This is a genomic window from Marinospirillum alkalitolerans (assembly GCF_045055655.1).
GTDB classification, from domain to species: Bacteria; Pseudomonadota; Gammaproteobacteria; order Pseudomonadales; family Halomonadaceae; genus Marinospirillum; species Marinospirillum alkalitolerans.
On the sequence record NZ_JBANFI010000004.1, the window covers coordinates 108,944 to 125,805 of the forward strand.

General features: G+C 50.3%; 21 protein-coding genes, 1 tRNA gene and 1 riboswitch. Of the genes, 12 read left to right on the forward strand and 10 right to left on the reverse strand.

The features are described 5' to 3' along the window. Positions 1–36 precede the first annotated feature (36 nt). Genes V6U78_RS07400 through V6U78_RS07410 form a run of 3 tightly spaced genes read right to left on the reverse strand, consistent with a single transcriptional unit; the run spans position 37 to position 1,087 of the window. Positions 37–618: a hypothetical protein gene (locus V6U78_RS07400; protein WP_405338979.1), complete on the reverse strand. Its 582-nt coding sequence runs from the start codon at positions 616–618 to the stop codon at positions 37–39. Next, the gene (locus V6U78_RS07405; RefSeq protein ID WP_405338981.1) at positions 615–848 is read right to left on the reverse strand and encodes a hypothetical protein; all 234 of its coding nucleotides are present in this window, start codon (positions 846–848) and stop codon (positions 615–617) included. Before V6U78_RS07405 ends, V6U78_RS07400 begins: the two co-directional genes overlap by 4 nt. After that, the gene (locus tag V6U78_RS07410) at positions 845–1,087 is read right to left on the reverse strand and encodes a hypothetical protein (RefSeq protein WP_405338983.1); all 243 of its coding nucleotides are present in this window, start codon (positions 1,085–1,087) and stop codon (positions 845–847) included. Before V6U78_RS07410 ends, V6U78_RS07405 begins: the two co-directional genes overlap by 4 nt. A gap of 222 nt (positions 1,088–1,309) precedes the next feature. Here V6U78_RS07410 and V6U78_RS07415 point away from each other — a divergent pair, with 222 nt between their 5' ends. The 4 genes from V6U78_RS07415 to apbC all read left to right on the forward strand — a co-directional run bounded on the left by V6U78_RS07415 (position 1,310) and on the right by apbC (position 4,326). Continuing rightward, positions 1,310–1,582, forward strand: a complete 273-nt coding sequence (locus V6U78_RS07415) for a hypothetical protein (protein ID WP_405338985.1) — start codon at positions 1,310–1,312, stop codon at positions 1,580–1,582. 61 nt (positions 1,583–1,643) lie between these two features. Continuing rightward, positions 1,644–2,354 (forward strand): DUF2726 domain-containing protein, encoded by a 711-nt coding sequence (locus V6U78_RS07420; RefSeq protein ID WP_405338987.1) that lies wholly within the window; start codon positions 1,644–1,646, stop codon positions 2,352–2,354. A gap of 214 nt (positions 2,355–2,568) precedes the next feature. Beyond that, positions 2,569–2,746, forward strand: a riboswitch (yybP-ykoY riboswitch). 5 nt (positions 2,747–2,751) lie between these two features. Further along, the gene (locus V6U78_RS07425) at positions 2,752–3,369 is read left to right on the forward strand and encodes a TMEM165/GDT1 family protein (protein WP_405338989.1); all 618 of its coding nucleotides are present in this window, start codon (positions 2,752–2,754) and stop codon (positions 3,367–3,369) included. Between the two features lie 150 nt (positions 3,370–3,519). Beyond that, a complete protein-coding gene (gene apbC / locus V6U78_RS07430) occupies positions 3,520–4,326 on the forward strand; it encodes an iron-sulfur cluster carrier protein ApbC (RefSeq protein WP_405338991.1) in 807 nt (268 codons plus the stop codon). A gap of 111 nt (positions 4,327–4,437) precedes the next feature. Here the strand turns inward: apbC and V6U78_RS07435 are convergent. The 3 genes from V6U78_RS07435 to V6U78_RS07445 form a co-directional block, all read right to left on the reverse strand. After that, positions 4,438–4,513 (reverse strand) — tRNA-Ala (locus tag V6U78_RS07435). A 48-nt stretch (positions 4,514–4,561) separates the two neighbouring features. Next, the gene (locus tag V6U78_RS07440; RefSeq protein ID WP_405338993.1) at positions 4,562–4,765 is read right to left on the reverse strand and encodes a DUF3185 family protein; all 204 of its coding nucleotides are present in this window, start codon (positions 4,763–4,765) and stop codon (positions 4,562–4,564) included. Next, positions 4,762–6,057, reverse strand: coding sequence for a YihY family inner membrane protein (locus tag V6U78_RS07445; protein WP_405338995.1), 1,296 nt, complete (start codon positions 6,055–6,057; stop codon positions 4,762–4,764). Before V6U78_RS07445 ends, V6U78_RS07440 begins: the two co-directional genes overlap by 4 nt. Before the next feature lie 84 nt (positions 6,058–6,141). Here V6U78_RS07445 and V6U78_RS07450 point away from each other — a divergent pair, with 84 nt between their 5' ends. The 3 genes from V6U78_RS07450 to V6U78_RS07460 are packed head-to-tail and all read left to right on the forward strand — an operon-like array spanning position 6,142 to position 7,546. After that, positions 6,142–6,513, forward strand: a complete 372-nt coding sequence (locus V6U78_RS07450) for an arsenate reductase family protein (RefSeq protein ID WP_405338997.1) — start codon at positions 6,142–6,144, stop codon at positions 6,511–6,513. 4 nt (positions 6,514–6,517) lie between these two features. Continuing rightward, positions 6,518–7,129, forward strand: a complete 612-nt coding sequence (gene wrbA / locus V6U78_RS07455; RefSeq protein WP_405338999.1) for an NAD(P)H:quinone oxidoreductase — start codon at positions 6,518–6,520, stop codon at positions 7,127–7,129. A gap of 12 nt (positions 7,130–7,141) precedes the next feature. After that, complete coding sequence (locus V6U78_RS07460; protein WP_405339001.1) at positions 7,142–7,546, forward strand: DUF2069 domain-containing protein; 405 nt, start codon at positions 7,142–7,144, stop codon at positions 7,544–7,546. 3 nt (positions 7,547–7,549) lie between these two features. Here V6U78_RS07460 and V6U78_RS07465 read toward each other — a convergent pair whose 3' ends face one another. The 4 genes from V6U78_RS07465 to V6U78_RS07480 all read right to left on the reverse strand — a co-directional run bounded on the left by V6U78_RS07465 (position 7,550) and on the right by V6U78_RS07480 (position 11,860). After that, complete coding sequence (locus tag V6U78_RS07465; protein WP_405339003.1) at positions 7,550–8,704, reverse strand: carboxylate-amine ligase; 1,155 nt, start codon at positions 8,702–8,704, stop codon at positions 7,550–7,552. 172 nt (positions 8,705–8,876) lie between these two features. Then, positions 8,877–9,800 carry a GGDEF domain-containing protein gene (locus V6U78_RS07470; RefSeq protein ID WP_405339005.1) on the reverse strand — a complete coding sequence of 308 codons (924 nt, stop codon included), beginning with the start codon at positions 9,798–9,800 and terminating at the stop codon, positions 8,877–8,879. Positions 9,801–9,919: 119 nt separating this feature from the next. Further along, positions 9,920–10,636: a DnaA regulatory inactivator Hda gene (hda, locus tag V6U78_RS07475; protein ID WP_405339007.1), complete on the reverse strand. Its 717-nt coding sequence runs from the start codon at positions 10,634–10,636 to the stop codon at positions 9,920–9,922. Positions 10,637–10,687: 51 nt separating this feature from the next. Then, positions 10,688–11,860: a DUF2066 domain-containing protein gene (locus V6U78_RS07480; RefSeq protein WP_405339009.1), complete on the reverse strand. Its 1,173-nt coding sequence runs from the start codon at positions 11,858–11,860 to the stop codon at positions 10,688–10,690. Between the two features lie 167 nt (positions 11,861–12,027). Between V6U78_RS07480 and purM the strand changes: the two genes are divergently transcribed. The 5 genes from purM to rpmI all read left to right on the forward strand — a co-directional run bounded on the left by purM (position 12,028) and on the right by rpmI (position 16,841). Further along, positions 12,028–13,086 (forward strand): phosphoribosylformylglycinamidine cyclo-ligase, encoded by a 1,059-nt coding sequence (purM, locus tag V6U78_RS07485; RefSeq protein ID WP_405339011.1) that lies wholly within the window; start codon positions 12,028–12,030, stop codon positions 13,084–13,086. After that, a complete protein-coding gene (purN, locus tag V6U78_RS07490; protein ID WP_405339013.1) occupies positions 13,083–13,769 on the forward strand; it encodes a phosphoribosylglycinamide formyltransferase in 687 nt (228 codons plus the stop codon). Before purM ends, purN begins: the two co-directional genes overlap by 4 nt. 197 nt (positions 13,770–13,966) lie before the next feature. Continuing rightward, entirely contained in the window at positions 13,967–15,865 is a 1,899-nt protein-coding gene (gene thrS, locus V6U78_RS07495; RefSeq protein ID WP_405339015.1) for a threonine--tRNA ligase, read from the forward strand. Between the two features lie 124 nt (positions 15,866–15,989). Beyond that, positions 15,990–16,517: a translation initiation factor IF-3 gene (infC, locus tag V6U78_RS07500; protein ID WP_405339017.1), complete on the forward strand. Its 528-nt coding sequence runs from the start codon at positions 15,990–15,992 to the stop codon at positions 16,515–16,517. Positions 16,518–16,646: 129 nt separating this feature from the next. Beyond that, positions 16,647–16,841, forward strand: coding sequence for a 50S ribosomal protein L35 (gene rpmI, locus V6U78_RS07505; RefSeq protein ID WP_405339019.1), 195 nt, complete (start codon positions 16,647–16,649; stop codon positions 16,839–16,841). Positions 16,842–16,862 lie beyond the last annotated feature (21 nt).

Consider the following 16,862-nt stretch of genomic DNA (forward strand, 5'->3'; position numbering starts at 1 on the left):
GCATGGGCTTGAGCAATACTCAAGATTTAAATAACGCTAAAAATCACAAGTCGCAGAGCGATAGGTGTGATAATTCAAATTTGCAACACGTCCTAAATAATCGAGTCGGTCTTCTAGAGACTTAATGACATCAGGCGCTAAAAAGAGGTCTTTAGCTTGAGACTGCACCAAAGCACACTGCTGCTGGGTAAAGTGAGAAATCATTGAGCGCTGAGTAGCAGAGTCAAAATATAAAATCGTATTCTTTTGACCTGGCACATCAAGAGAGTCAGAAACGCCAACGAATGGATGATTTTTATAAGGCGGATGATGAATCATCAGGTCTTGAATGATTCCACCAGCCAGAACAAAATTGATCTTGTATTTTGCGCACAAATAGAATGCAAAATGATCAACACTATAAAAATCCATATCAAACAAAGTGATAGTGAGCTTTTGAGTCTCAGAATCAAGCACATATTTAGGATGCACTTGAATATGCGCATCATCAGCCAATGGCCTGAAAGACAAATGTAAATGGCCTGAGTGTAAATCATCCTGAAAAACAGAATAGAAAACGACTGCACTTAAATGAGCTTGGAGAAAGAGAGCATCTGACTTCATTCTATTTTTAATCATGATGCACCTCCATCAGTGTAGAAAGGGATCTGCATGGAACCAGATTTCAACGCCTTCAAGTATAAAATGGACTTTTCTAGCTCAATCTGGAGTTCAGTCTCTAGGACTGGATTGCCATCAAATGAATTACGCAGAGATAAAAAAAGCTCTGACGCCTTTTGAATTGATACCAATGCATCATCAACAGCAAGAGCAAAATCAATTTTTATAGCCATCATTTGCTGAGTCATGATGCACCGCCTTCGTGCTCTAAACACTGCTTAGATAAAAGAGCGACATTGACCAGGGAATACTTGCCCATTTTGACGGTGGGGAGATAACCGTTTGAAATCCAGCCATCGATAACACGGACGCTTAAACCGATATGGCGAGCGAAGGTTTCGCGAGTAACGAGAGGAGCAAACACAGTTGCACCAGTTAACTGCTGGGGAGCCGGAGCGATTTCAGGAATGGAAGCTTGTTGGTTCATAGCTTGAGTCCTTTTGCTATACTGCTTGCGTTGGGTTGTAATGGGTTGCAATGGGTAACAAGAAAGGAGAAGCACAAAGAAAGTTAAATCCTTCGTTCAGTACGCATCCTATCTAGTTGTCCAAGAAAGCTATAAAGACATGTACAAAGTGCATAGGAACAGTGTAGTCATGGACTATGGACATGTAAAGGGTGCAAAACAGAAAAATGATGAGTTATTACTATGGAAAAAAACATAGACGATAGAGCAATGCTATTGCTAGAAAAAACAAGCATAGCGGAGCTAGATAGACTTGGGTCAACGAGCTATACGCGGTGGCAAAACATAAAACGTGGAAAAGCGAGGTTCGGTGCAGCCGAGATAGAAATTTTAGGTAAAGCGTACCCTGAATTCAGATGGTGGCTTATGACAGGAGGGGAAGAACCTGATATAGGTCAAATCAGCCCAATGTCGAAGGATGTGCAAAAGGAGCTGAAGAGAACAGGGACGGAATAAAACTGGCTGCGAGAGTAAATGCAGCCTGGTTCCAAGGAGGAAGGCAAAAGGAGGAAGCATAATGGGATGGTTCATTTTAGCAATAGCGGTAATAGTAGCAGCAAATTTAATATCAAAAAAATCAAAGACAGAAAAAAAGGAGAAAAAAGAGGCAAAGTATGAAAATGAGAAAAAAACCAAAACTTTGCGAAGAACAAAAAAATTAGAAACCTCTCAAGAAAAAAGTGAAATTGAGATTAAAACAGGCAAAAAGGCCAGTGATAATTTTTACGCTTCACTCAATAAGAACAATAAAGATACAAAAGAAAATGAGGCGTCAGAAGAAGTTAAAGAAATTGGAAAAGTAGGAGAATGGCTAAAGGATGGAAAAAAAGTCTACAGAGGCAAATCGCACCTGATGACAGAAACGGAGAGAAAGTTCTTCCATCACATGCAGGAGAAATTCGGAAACGATAAAAGGATTTTTGCACAAGTCAGAGTAGTCGATCTACTCAACGTCAACTGGTCAGAAATACGCAAGGGCTCATTTGATGAAAAAGTAGCATTCAGGCAAATAAGCCAGTGGCACGTTGACTATGTCGTAACCGATCAAGACTTCAAAATCATCTGTGCAGCTGAACTTGATGATGCAAGCCATGAACGTGACGACAGACAAAAGCGGGACTGGATCATGAATCGGGCATTCGAATCTGCTGGATTGAAGCTATACAGATTCAAGCTGAAAGAGAACGACGCCAGACTGATCACAGAAAAAGAAGAATCCATAGCCTAGGATGTTGCAAAATGGAAATAGCTGAGTACAATGGCGGTACCCAAACAAAGGGTTCTAACCAGTAACGAAACTAGCAGCTACTGCCCTAAACGCTTGTTTTTGCTGGGAAAGGGTTTTAAAGAGTTTTACTATAAATAATTTAAAATCCCTCGACCTTTTGGTTGTGCCGGTTCGAGTCCGGCCCCGGGCACCAAAAAGTGATTTCTTATGCAAGAAATCAAGTTTAGGGGAGTAGTTGCTCAGATTACTTTTTAATCTGAGATTGATGTCAACATTCTTGGTGAGCACACCATGGCATCAATAGCCTTCTGGCCTAACGAGACCTGAACCCAACCCACCAGTCGAGGCTGGCGTGAGTTGTGTTCAGTTTTTTTGTGCCAGCCTCCTAGGATTTCTCTTGTCTTTACTCGATTCTTTGAACACCTACCTCAGCAGTTTTGGTGATTCTCACCTCAGTGCCTTTATCGTCTCCACCCTACTGGTCACTTTGGCCGAAATTGGAGACAAAACCCAGCTTCTCGCCCTCTTGCTTATTGCCAAGTATCGGCGTCCCTGGCCTATTATTTGGGGTGTTCTGCTCGCAACCTTGCTGAATCATGCCGCTGCCGCCTGGCTGGGCGCTATTGCCGCCCACTGGCTGGATGGACTTTGGTTCAGCTGGCTGCTTGGCCTCTCCTTTATCGCGATGGGACTCTGGATGCTGATCCCAGATCGCCTCGACGACGAGGACACCCCCCAACGCTGGTTTCAATACGGCCCCTTTATCGCCACCTTGGTACTCTTTTTTATTGCTGAAATGGGCGATAAAACTCAGGTTGCCACTGTTGCGCTCGGCGCTCACTTTGAGCAGGCCCTGGTCAGTGTCATTCTAGGCACGACCGCTGGCATGTTGGCCGCCAATCTTCCCGTTATTCTGGCAGGGCATCTGCTTTTCGATAAAATCTCGCTGGATAAGTTACACTGGATCACCGCCCTGCTCTTTATTGGCCTTGGCCTTTGGACCCTCTTGTGGTGATCCGAGCCAACCAAGCACACAACATTCAATTAACCCCATGAAAAACAATGATTTTTTATGGAGGTTTGAGTCACGATCCGTTCAGTACAAGCTTTGCTTCGCTCCACAAAGCAAGCTAAGATGCCAAGGACCTGTTTGAGGAGAAAACCCGTGATCGAAGGTGTAAAAAATATTGTCGCCGTTGCCTCTGGCAAGGGTGGCGTTGGTAAATCGACTGTAACGGCCAATCTCGCTTTGGCTCTACAAAAACTTGGCCATCGTGTTGGCGTATTGGATGCGGATATTTACGGCCCGAGCCAGGCACAAATGTTTGGCGTCAGTCCGACACAAAAACCCCAAAGCCAAGATGGCCAAAGCTTTGATCCTATCGAAGCCCAAGGCATCCAACTGATGTCGATGGCTTTCCTTGTTGATCAAAGCACGCCGATGATCTGGCGCGGCCCGATGGCGGCCAGTGCTTTTCAGCAGCTGCTCAACCAAACCCGCTGGTCTGATTTAGATTTTCTGCTGATCGATATGCCACCAGGCACGGGCGACATCCAGCTCACCATGGCACAGAAGGTGAAGGTGACTGGTGCCGTTATTGTGACGACCCCCCAAGATATCGCACTGCTCGATGCAGAACGCGGCATCGAAATGTTCCGCCAAGTGAAAGTGCCTGTACTCGGCGTCATTGAGAACATGAGCCTGCACACCTGCTCTTCTTGCGGTCATAGCGAGCCTATTTTTGGTAGCGGCGGCGGCGAGCGCATTGCCACAGACTATCAAACACAGCTACTTGGGCAACTACCACTGACGCGACGCCTGAGAGAACTGATGGATGCAGGCACACCGGCCGTGGCGCAAGAACCCGAAAGCCCGACCAGCCAAGCCTTTGGCCAGATTGCTGAGCAGTTGATTCTGCAACTTAGCCAGCTTGAAGAAGCGCCAGCCCCGACGATTCAATTCAGCGAATAGAGACGGAAGCCATGCGGCAAGGAGGCCGCAAGCGAGAAAAGCGCGCACAAAAAAACCGATCAATCCTAAGGATTCATCGGTTTTTTGCGCTTGTGGCAGCAAGCATAAAATTGGTGGAGCTAAGCGGGATCGAACCGCTGACCTCTTGCATGCCATGCAAGCGCTCTCCCAGCTGAGCTATAGCCCCTTCAATGGATGCGTATTATAAGGCTGCTTTTTCTCGTGTCAAGCTTTATCAAGAGCGCCACATGCGCCAAAGGATCAATCCACCAAAGATCCAGGCAACCACACCTGTTACAGCATACTGCCATAGACTCTCTGGCGACCATCCCAACTCGGCATAGCTGATCCCCGCGCGCAAGGCTTGCGCACCATCATAAGCCCAATACAGCAGCAGACTGCCGACCAGAATCAGCAGCACGCCTAAAGCACGCCTCATATTTTATTCTCCTGTTGCGCTGTTGCTTGTTGCCAATACTCAGGCAAAGGCCGAGCGAAAAGCTGCTGACGATAGGCTTCAAGCTCAGCCATCTGGTGATTCAATAATGACCAGGATGCCAAAGCCGGCGGCCACTGATCTCGTGGCGGCAAGCTCCAAGGTAAGCTCTGCAACCAGGCATCCAATGTAATACACATCAAATTCTGACCCGGCAGCCACTCCTGATGCTCTTCATCAAAAACCACCCAGTGCTGGCTCTGCAAAGCCTGCATCGTTTCTTGCCAGATCAGTAAAGGCGGATCACCCGCCTCACGACGCAGCGGCACATCCTTGACGCCCACACCCTGATCAAAAGCCTCCCATACGCCTTTCAGTATCAATAGCTGAGTAATGGCTGGCGGATAGTGGCCCTGCTGCTCACTGGCTTGAGGAAGGCCTCGATAGGCCACCCATTGTGCGCATAACAAAATCAACAACCAAGACACATAAACCCATAAAAGAAACACAGGCACGGCCGCAAAGGCACCATAAACCAATTCGTAGCTTGGAAAATGAGTCACAAACCAGGTAAAGACTTTTTTAGCGATTTCAAACAGCAAGGCCATCGCCAACCCACCCAATGCTGCATCGCGTAACCTGACACGGCAGTGCGGCACAGCCCAATACAACAGAGTGAAGGCTGTCATACTAAAAACAAAAGGTAAATAACCCAGCACTGTCGCTCGCCCACCCACCGCTCCGGTGAGCTGCTCCAACAAGGGCATAGAAGCAAGATAAGAGCTGAGCACCATCCCTGCCCCCAACAAGAGCGGGCCCAGCGTCAACACTGTCCAGTAGAGCAGAAAGGCCTGCACACCACGGCGTGGCTTTTCAACCCGCCAGATACCATTAAACGCCTTCTCAATATTGACGATCATCATGCCTGCCGTCAGGATCAACACCGCCACCCCAACAAGAGTCAACTGGCGCGCTTGATCGGCAAAGCTTCCCATATAATCTTGCATCACCGCACCCGTCGCGGGCACAAAATGATCAAACAGCATCTCTTGCAACTCTTCACCCACACCACGAAAGGCAGGCAAAGCTGCCAACATGGAATAGATCACCGTCAGCAAAGGAACGACAGCAAACAAGGAAGTGTAGGTTAAAGCTGCGGCATTACGCGGCCCTTCATCCTGTATAAAGCGTCCAACGATCTGACGCAACGGCAGAAGGAAAGCCCCTTCTAGCATCTGCCAGGGCCTACGAACCCATTCTTGCTGCTGTATTTTTGCCCACAAACGACGCATCATTCTTCATTCCCGACGAGAGACTGGTAAACTATGCAACACACATAGCTTGAGATTCAATTCACCTTCATGATTCAGGTTGATTCTATGGTATCTGCAACACTGCTTCATCACCCTCAGTGCTCTAAATCACGGCAAGCGCTCGCTTTACTCGAAGCCGAGCCTCAGCTAGCGCTTCACCTGCGCCTTTATCAGCAGCAGCCTCTGTCAGCCGAAGAGCTTTCAACCCTCTTGGCGCAGCTGATCGATCCACCCAGCGCACTGGTCCGCACTGGCGATGCTGCGTTTCAAGCGCTGGGGCGATCAGCAGAAGATCTCAGCCATCAGGAGATCATCTCCCTGCTCAGCGAGCATCCACAATTGATGCAGCGTCCAGTCTTGATCATCGAGAACCAAGCCAAAATTGGACGTCCGCCCGAGGATCTCCTCTCACTGCTGCCAACAGCCACACAAGGATAGCACTATGCCTTATATTCTCGTGCTCTACTACTCACGCCACGGCAGTGTCGCCAATACGGCACGCCTGATTGCGCAGGGCGTCGAAGAAGTGAAGGGGATAGAGGCGCGTCTGCGTTGCGTTCCGCCTGTCTCCAGCGCCTGTGAAGCCACGCTGCCAAGTATTCCCGAAGAAGGTAGCCTCTATTGCAGCGAAGAAGATCTGCGCCATTGTGCCGGCCTAGTGTTAGGCAGCCCGACCCGCTTTGGCAATATGGCGGCACCGATGAAGTACTTTATCGATTCAACCAGCGCACTGTGGATGTCTGGCGCATTGATCAATAAGCCAGCCGGCGTTTTCACCTCAAGCAGCAGCCTCCACGGCGGCCAAGAGAGCACACTACTGACCATGGCGTTGCCACTACTGCATCACGGCATGGTCTTTGCTGGCTTGCCTTACAGCCTAGAAGCCCTGTCCCGCACTCAGCAAGGCGGTACACCCTATGGCGCAAGTCACTGGGCTCATCAAGAGCAGGGCAACGAACTCTCCCCCGACGAAGCCGTCTTATGCAAAGCGCAAGGACGACGCATTGCCGAGCTGGCTTTACAGCTATTGCCACTTCACTCGTCCAAAAAATAGGTCGTACTCTCGATGAAACCCGCAGCCGCTTTACCTAGAAAAGAACTTGAAACCAAACTTTTAATCAGCCGCTGGCTCACACTAGGCAGCTATTTCGGTTTACTTGCCGCGCTGCTCGCCAGCATTACGATTTTCCCTCTGCCAGAGGAAAGCCGCCTTTGGGTGATTCTTGCTGTGCTATGGCTGCCTTTACTCGGCTTTTTGCCCGGCCTACTCAGCAAAAATCCCCGTGTTCACGCTTGGCTGTGCTTTGTCAGCCTAGTTTACTTTATGCATGGCGTGACCACCTTTATCTTGCCAGGTAAGGCCGGATTAGGCGCCCTCCTCGCCTTATTGAGCTTCACCCTCTTTAGTGCAGCGATGTTTTATGGTCGCTGGCGAGGCATGCAGCTACGCGGCGCGATCCTTGAGGACTAGCCTCTAGCCCTGAACCGTCATATCCAGCAGCAGGCGCACGACATCCTCCCACGCCTGCTGTTCGGTTTTTCCTGCACGAACAGCCGACTTGTAGGTTCCAATCTGCAAATGAGCACTGGTCCCTCGATTCAAGATGGTAATACAGTGCTCTAGCTGCAAGGTGCAGCCCAGTGCCTGTGCGTCCTCTTGCAGCATCTCAACAAGCTCTACCATCAGCTGCTTATAAGGGCGAATCTCACCTGTCCCCAGATCGATCAAACCTGCATCGATACCATAGCACTGCGCGCGCCAGCGATTTTCGTTAATCAACATCCGCGCATAGCTCCGCCAGCGTTGGTTCTTGAGCTTGAGTCGGTAGAGATACCTTAGAAGACAACGGTATAAAGAGGCGATAGCAATCGCATCCTCAATGCGCGTACAGGCATCCGCTACACGCATTTCAAGCGCCTCATGGCGACTTGAAGGGCGTAAATCCCACCACAAACGCGAAATGTCCTCGATCATTCCTGAGTTAATCAAAACGCCAGTATGCGCCTCAAAATCAGCCCAGGAGTCAAAAAGATCGGGTAAGCCCGTTCGAGGTAATTCAGAGAAGGCACTAATCCGATAGCTTTTCAGGCCCGTAGCAGCCCCCAGCCAGAAAGGCGAGCTGGTTGAGAGTGCAAGAATGTGTGGCACAAAATAAGAAACCTGGTTCATCAAATCGATGCGCAGATCCGGGTCTTCAATCAGCACCTTGGTTTGCATGCCGCACGTTAATAGACGGCGTGATAAGTCCCGCAGCTCAAGCGCCATCGCATGCTGCTGGCCATCCCGCGTCTGACGCTGACGATGCCAGTCTGCAAAAGGATGGGTGCCCGCCGCCATCGGGGCAAGCCCAAATTCAGCAGCCAGATCTTTCAACTGCATGCGTAACTGATAAGCTTCATCCGCTAGCTGCTCAGTATCCTCATGAAAACCTGTCGCAGTGCGGATCTGGGCACCCAAAAATTCAGGCCGAATTTTCTCTCCCAGGTGGTCCTTAAGCGACTGGATTAAAGCTGGCGGCTGCTCAACGATGACATCTAAGCTTTCTCGATCAACCAACAAAAATTCTTCTTGCACCGCCACTGCAAATTGCGGTGTTTTTCTTTGACGTATCACCTGACTATGGAACATAGCATCCCTCACGAATTTGCGCTCATTTTAGCCACTTAAGCGCAGATGCCAAGCCCCAAAGACATGACACCTTGAGCTGGTATGCAATCAACCCGCTCTGTATTGGATCAACAGATACAAAAAAGCCCCAGTAGCACAAAAGGCTCTGAGGCTTTTTATTGCAACATCCAGACTAGCTGATGCGGAGGCTCAACAGTCCGAGACGATGTACTTCATGAGGCTCGGGCGTACGCATCTCGCGCAGTCGCGTAATCACCTTATCGAGCAACAAAGCCGGCTCACCTGGTTCAGGCAGCTCAGCTACCGCGATACTGGAATGAATCCGCAAGGTTGGAAACTCTTTGAATTGCACTTTGGCTAAAGCCTGATTCACCTTCTCGGCTACACCTAAACCATCCTGCTGACCTTGCTCGGGCATGAGGATACAGAGCTTACGACCACTATAGCGCGCACAAATATCGGCATCTTTTGAGCATTTATGCATCAAACCACCCATATTTTTTAGGATGCGATCGCCTATACTCTGTCCAAACTGATCATTGATTTCATGCAGATTTTTCAAATCAATGACAACCAAAGTCAGGCGTAAACCATGTGAGCCAACCTGCTCAACCAGCTCACGGAACACTTGCAAGAAAGCATCACGCTGCAACAAAGAGGTGGTCTTATCTTGCTTGGATTCTTCCTGAGCCACGGCCAACATAGTATGCACTGAATCTGTGACTGCAACGCGTTCTGCAATATCACGACCTGTTGCCAGTATATACTCTCGGTCATTGAGTTCGATCAGCTGCAAGCGAAACTCAAAGTCATGATCTGTACCAATGCGGCGCTTCACTGGCGTCACTAAGGTTGAACCTTCATAGGATTCCAATGTACGTAGGTTATCAACGATACACTCTAGCTCAGCATCAGTGAGCTCAGGCAGAAAGTCGGTCGGTGATTTGCCCAGCAGTTGGTCAAGATCCAGCCCCAGCCAATTTGCACCAAATTCGTTAATAAAGGCCAAGGTTCGATCTTCGGGATCAAGAACCACAACCAAATCCAGCGACTGCTGAACAATTTTAGCAAGATCCTGTTCGGGAATAAGTGCCAAGGTGGTATTCCTTCTGACGCTGAATATTTCCTGCTGGATTCAACCGGCAGCCCCTAAAAAAGCTATGTCCACAATTTATAGATGAATCCCCATCAGACTGCAAGTTAAAGCATAAAAACTTAATCATCTTCACGATGATGCGCCCACCCCAGCGCACTGCGCACAAAGGGAATAGTGAGCTTACGCTGCTCTTTTAAACTCGCCTCATCCAGCACATCCAATAGGGCAAACAAGCCACTCAAACGACGAGGACTGCGTGTGAGCAAATAACGCGCCACCTCATCAGGCAAGGCCAAACCACGCTGACGCGCCCTGAGCACCAGAGCATCAAATTGAGCTTGATCCTCAAGAGGCTGCACCTGATAGGTCAATCCCCAGGCCAAACGAGAAGCCAAATCAGCCAGCTTGACAGGAAGATAAGCAGGCGCCACATCAGCACTGATCAACAACTGCCCTCCCTGCTCACGTAAGCGATTAAAAAGGTGGAACAGGGACTCTTCCCACACGGGATCGCCCAAAACCTGATGCACATCATCCAGGCACACAAGACCTTGATTGACTTGAGCGAGCTGATCCAAAAATGCGGCATGACGCTGCTGTTCAGCAAGGGAGCAGTACAGCTGGGGTCGAGATCGCTGCTGAGCAGCATACTCACAAGCTCGCAGCAAATGGGTTTTACCTGCATCGGCTCGACCATAAAGATAAATAAACTGGAAACTCTTGGCTTCGACCAACTGCTCAAGCTGCGCCAGTAAGGCCGCGTTATGACCAACCAAAAAGTTATCAAATCTGGCCGTATCCTGCAGGTTCACACCGAGGGAAAGCTGACTGACCATATCTCCTTGCCTACCTTGATTGCTTGATATTGAGCAAAGCCACCTTCCTTCTTATCTTTGCCAACGCAGAATCAAATCCACTGGCGCCAGCTCTGACTGATCTTCGAGGCTCAATTGCCAAGGCAACGGATTGACTTCAACCAACCCGCTATCTAGCGCAAGATTAGCACGCAAAACCTGCTGATTCCCATTCAAGTTGAGATCCAGCTCAATCATCTGTGCCTGCGCCTGATGCAAGCGCAGGCTCTCGACGACAGACAGGCGCTGTAAACGCTGTAAGACCTGTGCCAGATCTTGTGCGGTTTCGATCCCTGTAACACGTACTCGCAACTGACCTGAAACATGCTGCTGACTCGTACCGCCATAATGCTGGGCCAGGGTTTCGCTGGTCGCATTCACCGCCTGTCGCAGCACACCACCCAAGGTGGTATCGGTCAACCGCTGCTCGCGCACACCGCTCAGGCCGGGCTGGCTTAATAGCAGCACCCAACGCTGGCCATCACTACTGATACGCGCAACCACGATATGATCAGCCTCATACACCTGCGAGGCGCGCAGGATCTGCTGGGCAAAGCCGCCCCATAAATCCGAAAGCAGACTCGGCTCCTGCTCATGGCGTGTCAGATCGGCAAAAGTAACAGGAATCCCCCGCTCCTGAGCCTGCTGCTCAACCACTTCAGCCAGCGCTGCATTGGTGCTCGGGTTCACCAGATAACGCCCCTGACGCCCATCCAGCAAGATCCACATCAAAGAACGCGGCCGCGTAGAATCCCAGACGCGATAGCCCATTCGGCGTATCAATTGCCTAATGCCCTGCTCATCAAAAGTCAGCACCAGCAGCTGTGTCGGTACCGGCCTGCCCTGCTCATCCGTGAGACGCACCGCTGTCGATTGATAGCTAAATTCGGCGACCCATTGCTGGGCTTCACTCAAACTCTGCCATAAATCAAAGGCTGGATCTTCCTGATAAAGCTCAGGCTCTGCTGCAAAGTCTTCAGGAGGAAAGGCAGCAGCAATGGCCGCCTCACCTGTCAAACGCACCAACAGACGGCTCAGCACTTGGTTCGCTGCTTCGGCCCGTGTTGCTGCAGTGGTATCGGTCACAGGAATGCTGATCTGATAGAGGTGAGCGGCCTGAGCTGAACTAGCGATCCACAAAAGCAACACGAACCCCAATAAAGACCGATGCCATCCAAGACGAGCGTACAGAGAAGTTAAAGACACAGCAGAAATCCACCTATAAAAAAGCAACGAAAGATAAATCTTACCTCAATTTACCCAGTCGCGTAGAGCAATGGAAGCGGAGAGTGTTAGAATAGGCTCGATTTTTTGGCCTGGCCTGTTTTCGCTTTGCCTTTCACCCATCCTTAGATACTTTACGAAGGTTCTTCATGAGTTCAAGCAAAACCCCCATCACTTATAAAGATGCTGGCGTTGATATTGATGCCGGTAATGCGCTGGTTGAACGCATCAAGGGCGTTGCCCGTCGTACAGCCCGTCCTGAAGTGCTGGGCGGACTCGGTGGTTTTGGTGCCTTGTGTCAAATCCCTGCTGGCTACAAGGAGCCTCTATTGGTCTCGGGCACCGATGGTGTCGGCACCAAGCTGCGCTTAGCGATGGATTTGAACCAGCACAGCACGATCGGCATCGATCTGGTGGCCATGTGTGTGAATGACCTGCTCGTTTGCGGCGCCGAACCACTGTTCTTCCTTGATTACTACGCCACTGGCAAGCTAGACGTTGATATTGCTGCTGATGTTGTCACCGGCATCGGCACTGGCTGCGAACAAGCCGGCTGCGCCTTGGTCGGTGGTGAAACGGCAGAAATGCCCGGCATGTATGAAGGCAGTGATTATGACCTCGCTGGCTTCTGTGTCGGGATTGTAGAAAAATCAGAAGTGATTGATGGCAGCCAAGTCAAAGCGGGCGACTTGCTACTCGGTCTGGCTTCTTCTGGCCCGCACTCCAACGGCTACTCTTTAATTCGCAAATTGATCGAGGTCAGCGGTGATGATCTGGATTTGGTGTTGGAAGATGGCCAGCGCCTGCGCGATGCCTTGATGGAGCCGACTCGTATCTATATTCGCTCCTTGCTGCCACTGCTCAAAAACAAAGTCGGCATTCACGCTTTATCTCACATCACTGGCGGCGGCCTCTACGAGAACATTCCTCGCGTTTTGCCGCAAGACTGCACCGCGCAGCTGGATCTGACCCACTACCAGCGCCCAGCCGTGTTCAACTGGATGCAAAAAGCCGGCAATGTGCCCGAAAAAGAAATGTACCGCACCCTGAACTGCGGTATCGGTATGGTGCTGGCTGTCGCAGCAGATCAGGCAGACGCCATCACCCAAGCCCTGACTGAAGCCGGAGAAACCGTTTTCGCTCTGGGCCAGATCGCCCCACGTGAAGGTCAAGAAGAGCAGGTCCAGATCAAGGGTATCAACGCATGATGTTTTCGAGTGAACCCGCTGCAGCTCGGCGGGTGGTTGTGCTGATCTCCGGCAGTGGCAGCAACTTGCAAGCCTTGATCGATGCACAGCAGACAGAAGAAGGCCTCGGCGGTGAAATCTGCGCGGTGATCAGCGATCAACCTGACGCCTACGGACTTGAACGCGCCAAACAAGCAGGCATCTCCACGCTGTGCATCAGCCCGAAGAACTTCTCCAGCCGTGAAGACTATGATCAACAGCTGATTCGTGAAATTGATCAATTTCAACCCGATTTGATCTTGCTCGCCGGATTCATGCGGATTCTATCTTCTGCCTTTGTGCTGCGCTACTTTGGCCGCCTGCTCAACATCCACCCCTCGCTGCTGCCCAAATATAAAGGGCTGCACACCCACCGGCGCGCACTTGAGGCTGGCGATAACGAACACGGCGTCAGCATCCACTTCGTGACTGAAGAACTGGATGGCGGGCCGCTGATAGTACAAGCCAAGGTGCCGATTGATCTCGAAGATGACGAAAGCTCGCTGGCGCGCAAGGTGCAGGTTCAAGAACACCTGCTCTACCCGCTCGTCACGCGCTGGTTTCTGCAAGGTCGACTCCAACTCAAAGGCAACCAGCCTGAGTTTGATGGTCACCCCCTGCCTCAACAAGGCTTGCTCTATCAAGAAGAAACACACAGCAACTAGACAGACTCAGATCAGCCTGTCATCATTTTCAGCGGCTTGGATACACCAAGTCGCTGTTTTTCATCTACTTGCTTCGCCGCTTATGCACCGCCTTGGGAAAGTCTCCTCTTCGTTTGAGGGGCGCCAAACGTGGAGAAAAAGCGTCTTTTAAAACACAAGTGTCCTCTCGTAAGGGACACCACTGCTCAGGAAAAATCATGCCTGTTATCACTCTTCCAGACGGAAGCCAACGTCCTTTCGAACACCCCGTTACTGTCGCACAGGTCGCCGAATCCATCGGTGCTGGCCTTGCCAAGGCCGCACTGGCCGGCAAGATCCAAGACCAAGCTGTCGACACCAGTTTTTTGATTGAAGAAGACACCCAGTTATCGATCATCACTGCCAAGGATGCAGAGGGCCTTGAGGTCCTGCGCCACTCCTGCGCCCACCTGATGGCGATGGCGGTGAAAAAGCTCTTCCCTCAGGTTCAAGTCACCATTGGTCCCGTCATTGAAGATGGCTTCTATTATGACTTTGATAGCGAAGAAGCCTTTACGCCTGAAGACCTGCTCGCCATTGAGAAAAAAATGGCTGAACTGGTCCAGGAAGACATTCAGGTCGAGCGCTTCACGTTAACGCGCGATGAAGCCATCCACTTCTTTGAAGAGCAAGGCGAGCACTATAAAGCCGAAATCATTCGCGATATCCCTGCGCACGAGATCCTTTCTCTCTATCGTCAAGGAGATTTTACTGATCTATGTCGCGGCCCACATGTGCCCAGCACAGGCAAGATCAAGGCCTTTAAACTCATGCGCGTCTCGGGTGCCTACTGGCGCGGTGATTCGAAAAACAAGATGCTCCAGCGCATTTACGGCACCTGCTGGGGTGATAAAAAAGAACTCAAAGCCTATCTACATCGTCTGGAAGAAGCCGAAAAGCGAGATCACCGCAAACTGGCAAAACGCATGGATCTCTTCCACATCCAAGACGAAGCGCCCGGCATGGTGTTCTGGCATGCCAATGGCTGGACCCTCTACCAAACCCTGGAAACCTATATGCGCGGCATTCTGCGCAACAATGGCTACCAAGAGGTCAAGACACCCCAGGTTGTCGATAAGGTACTCTGGGAACGTTCCGGCCACTGGGAACACTACCAGTCCAATATGTTCACTACGGTTTCTGAGCATCGGGATTACGCCATCAAGCCGATGAACTGCCCTTGCCACCTGCAGATCTTTAATCAAGGCCTGAAAAGCTACCGTGATCTCCCCCTGCGTATGGCTGAATTTGGCTCCTGCCACCGCAACGAGCCTTCAGGTTCACTGCATGGCTTAATGCGCGTACGTGGCTTTACTCAAGACGATGCCCATATCTTCTGTACAGAAGAGCAGATGGAAGACGAGGCCGCACGCTTTATCCAGCTGACGCTCGATGTCTACCGCGACTTTGGCTTTACCGATGTTGAGCTCAAACTATCCACGCGCCCTGAAGGCCGGATTGGCGATGACAGCCTGTGGGATAAAGCCGAACATGCTTTAGAGCACGCGCTGAACAAAATCGGCAAACCTTGGGATTTACAGCCTGGCGAAGGAGCCTTCTACGGGCCTAAAATCGAGTTCTCGCTGCGTGACTGCCTCGGCCGCGTCTGGCAGTGCGGTACCTTACAGCTTGATTTCGTCTTACCAGGTCGCCTCGGGTCTCAATATGTTGCAGAAGATGGTCAGCGTAAGAACCCAGTAATGCTGCATCGCGCGATTCTCGGTTCTTTCGAGCGCTTTATCGGCATTTTGATCGAGCACTATGCGGGTGATCTACCAACCTGGCTGGCACCTGTCCAAGCTGTGGTGATGAATATTACCAACAAGCAGGCTGATTACGCACAAGAATTAGCACAAATCTGCCATGCTCAAGGCATTCGCATCGAAACCGACTTGAGAAATGAGAAGATAGGCTTTAAAATCAGAGAGCATACCCTAGCGAAGGTTCCTTACTTGCTTGTTGTTGGTGACAAAGAAGTGGAATCGCGCACTGTCTCGGTGAGAACCCGTCACGGTGAAAACCTAGGCAATTATGATTTAGCAACACTGCAAGCCAAGCTCTTGGAACGCAACTTCTAAAAGAGCTTATTTTTCGGGTCATCTTGTGTGATCAATGATCGATACGAGATGGCTCGAAAAGCGCAAACCAGCTTGCTGATCAACCAAACAAAATGGAGATACAACAATCAAGCGCGCTAATCCAATGAGAGGGCGGGATCCTAAGAAAAATCTGCCCCCAATCAATGAGAATATCCAAGCCACTGAAGTCCGTCTGATCGGCCATGAAGGCGAGCAGATCGGCGTTGTTCCTTTACAAGAGGCCTTGGATAAAGCCGCAGAAGCCGGATTGGATCTGGTCAAGATTTCAGAAGCCGATCCCATCGTCTGTAAGATCATGGATTATGGCAAGTATCTGTTTGAGCAAAAGAAAGCCAAAAATGCTCAGAAGAAAAAACAGAAACAAATCCAGATCAAAGAAGTGAAATTCCGTCCCGGAACTGAAGAAGGTGACTACCAGATCAAGTTCCGTAACGTAAAACGCTTCCTTGAAGAAGGCGATAAGGTTAAAATCACACTTCGCTTCCGCGGACGTGAGATGGCACACCAAGATATCGGTCTGCGTCTCTATCAACGAATCGAAGAAGAACTGGGTGATACAGTGGTCGTTGAATCGCGTCCTCGCTTAGAGGGCCGTCAAATGGTCATGATGATTGCACCCAAGAAGAAATGATCCCCTCTCCTGCTGAGTTCAGGCATCGATGATGCCCACAGCTTGGCAGGAGAGTGTCTATTTATGGGCTTGGATCATGCCCCATCCCTTGAAACGCATTCTTAGAATGCACTTGTGGAGTTAAACGTAATGCCAAAGATTAAATCGAACAGTGGTGCGCGCAAGCGCTTCAAGCCAACTGCAAAAGGCTTCAAGCACAAGCAATCTTTCCGTAGCCACATCCTGACCAAGAAAAGCCCTAAGCGTAAGCGCCAGCTGCGTGGCATGAAGCAGATTTCTGCTGCTGACCTGCCATTAATCAAGCGTATGCTGCCTAGCGTTTAAGCCTTTTTCTTTCTTATTTTT

Excerpts from the sequence above, each read along its gene's own strand:
- V6U78_RS07400 (WP_405338979.1), bottom strand. The coding sequence starts at position 618 with ATGATTAAAAATAGAATGAAGTCAGATGCTCTCTTTCTCCAAGCTCAT.
- V6U78_RS07405 (WP_405338981.1), bottom strand. The coding sequence starts at position 848 with ATGACTCAGCAAATGATGGCTATAAAAATTGATTTTGCTCTTGCTGTT.
- V6U78_RS07410 (WP_405338983.1), bottom strand. The coding sequence starts at position 1,087 with ATGAACCAACAAGCTTCCATTCCTGAAATCGCTCCGGCTCCCCAGCAG.
- V6U78_RS07415 (WP_405338985.1), top strand. The coding sequence starts at position 1,310 with ATGGAAAAAAACATAGACGATAGAGCAATGCTATTGCTAGAAAAAACA.
- V6U78_RS07420 (WP_405338987.1), top strand. The coding sequence starts at position 1,644 with ATGGGATGGTTCATTTTAGCAATAGCGGTAATAGTAGCAGCAAATTTA.
- V6U78_RS07440 (WP_405338993.1), bottom strand. The coding sequence starts at position 4,765 with ATGAGGCGTGCTTTAGGCGTGCTGCTGATTCTGGTCGGCAGTCTGCTG.
- V6U78_RS07445 (WP_405338995.1), bottom strand. The coding sequence starts at position 6,057 with ATGATGCGTCGTTTGTGGGCAAAAATACAGCAGCAAGAATGGGTTCGT.
- V6U78_RS07450 (WP_405338997.1), top strand. The coding sequence starts at position 6,142 with ATGGTATCTGCAACACTGCTTCATCACCCTCAGTGCTCTAAATCACGG.
- wrbA (WP_405338999.1), top strand. The coding sequence starts at position 6,518 with ATGCCTTATATTCTCGTGCTCTACTACTCACGCCACGGCAGTGTCGCC.
- V6U78_RS07460 (WP_405339001.1), top strand. The coding sequence starts at position 7,142 with ATGAAACCCGCAGCCGCTTTACCTAGAAAAGAACTTGAAACCAAACTT.
- V6U78_RS07465 (WP_405339003.1), bottom strand. The coding sequence starts at position 8,704 with ATGTTCCATAGTCAGGTGATACGTCAAAGAAAAACACCGCAATTTGCA.
- hda (WP_405339007.1), bottom strand. The coding sequence starts at position 10,636 with ATGGTCAGTCAGCTTTCCCTCGGTGTGAACCTGCAGGATACGGCCAGA.
- purM (WP_405339011.1), top strand. The coding sequence starts at position 12,028 with ATGAGTTCAAGCAAAACCCCCATCACTTATAAAGATGCTGGCGTTGAT.
- purN (WP_405339013.1), top strand. The coding sequence starts at position 13,083 with ATGATGTTTTCGAGTGAACCCGCTGCAGCTCGGCGGGTGGTTGTGCTG.
- thrS (WP_405339015.1), top strand. The coding sequence starts at position 13,967 with ATGCCTGTTATCACTCTTCCAGACGGAAGCCAACGTCCTTTCGAACAC.
- infC (WP_405339017.1), top strand. The coding sequence starts at position 15,990 with ATGAGAGGGCGGGATCCTAAGAAAAATCTGCCCCCAATCAATGAGAAT.
- rpmI (WP_405339019.1), top strand. The coding sequence starts at position 16,647 with ATGCCAAAGATTAAATCGAACAGTGGTGCGCGCAAGCGCTTCAAGCCA.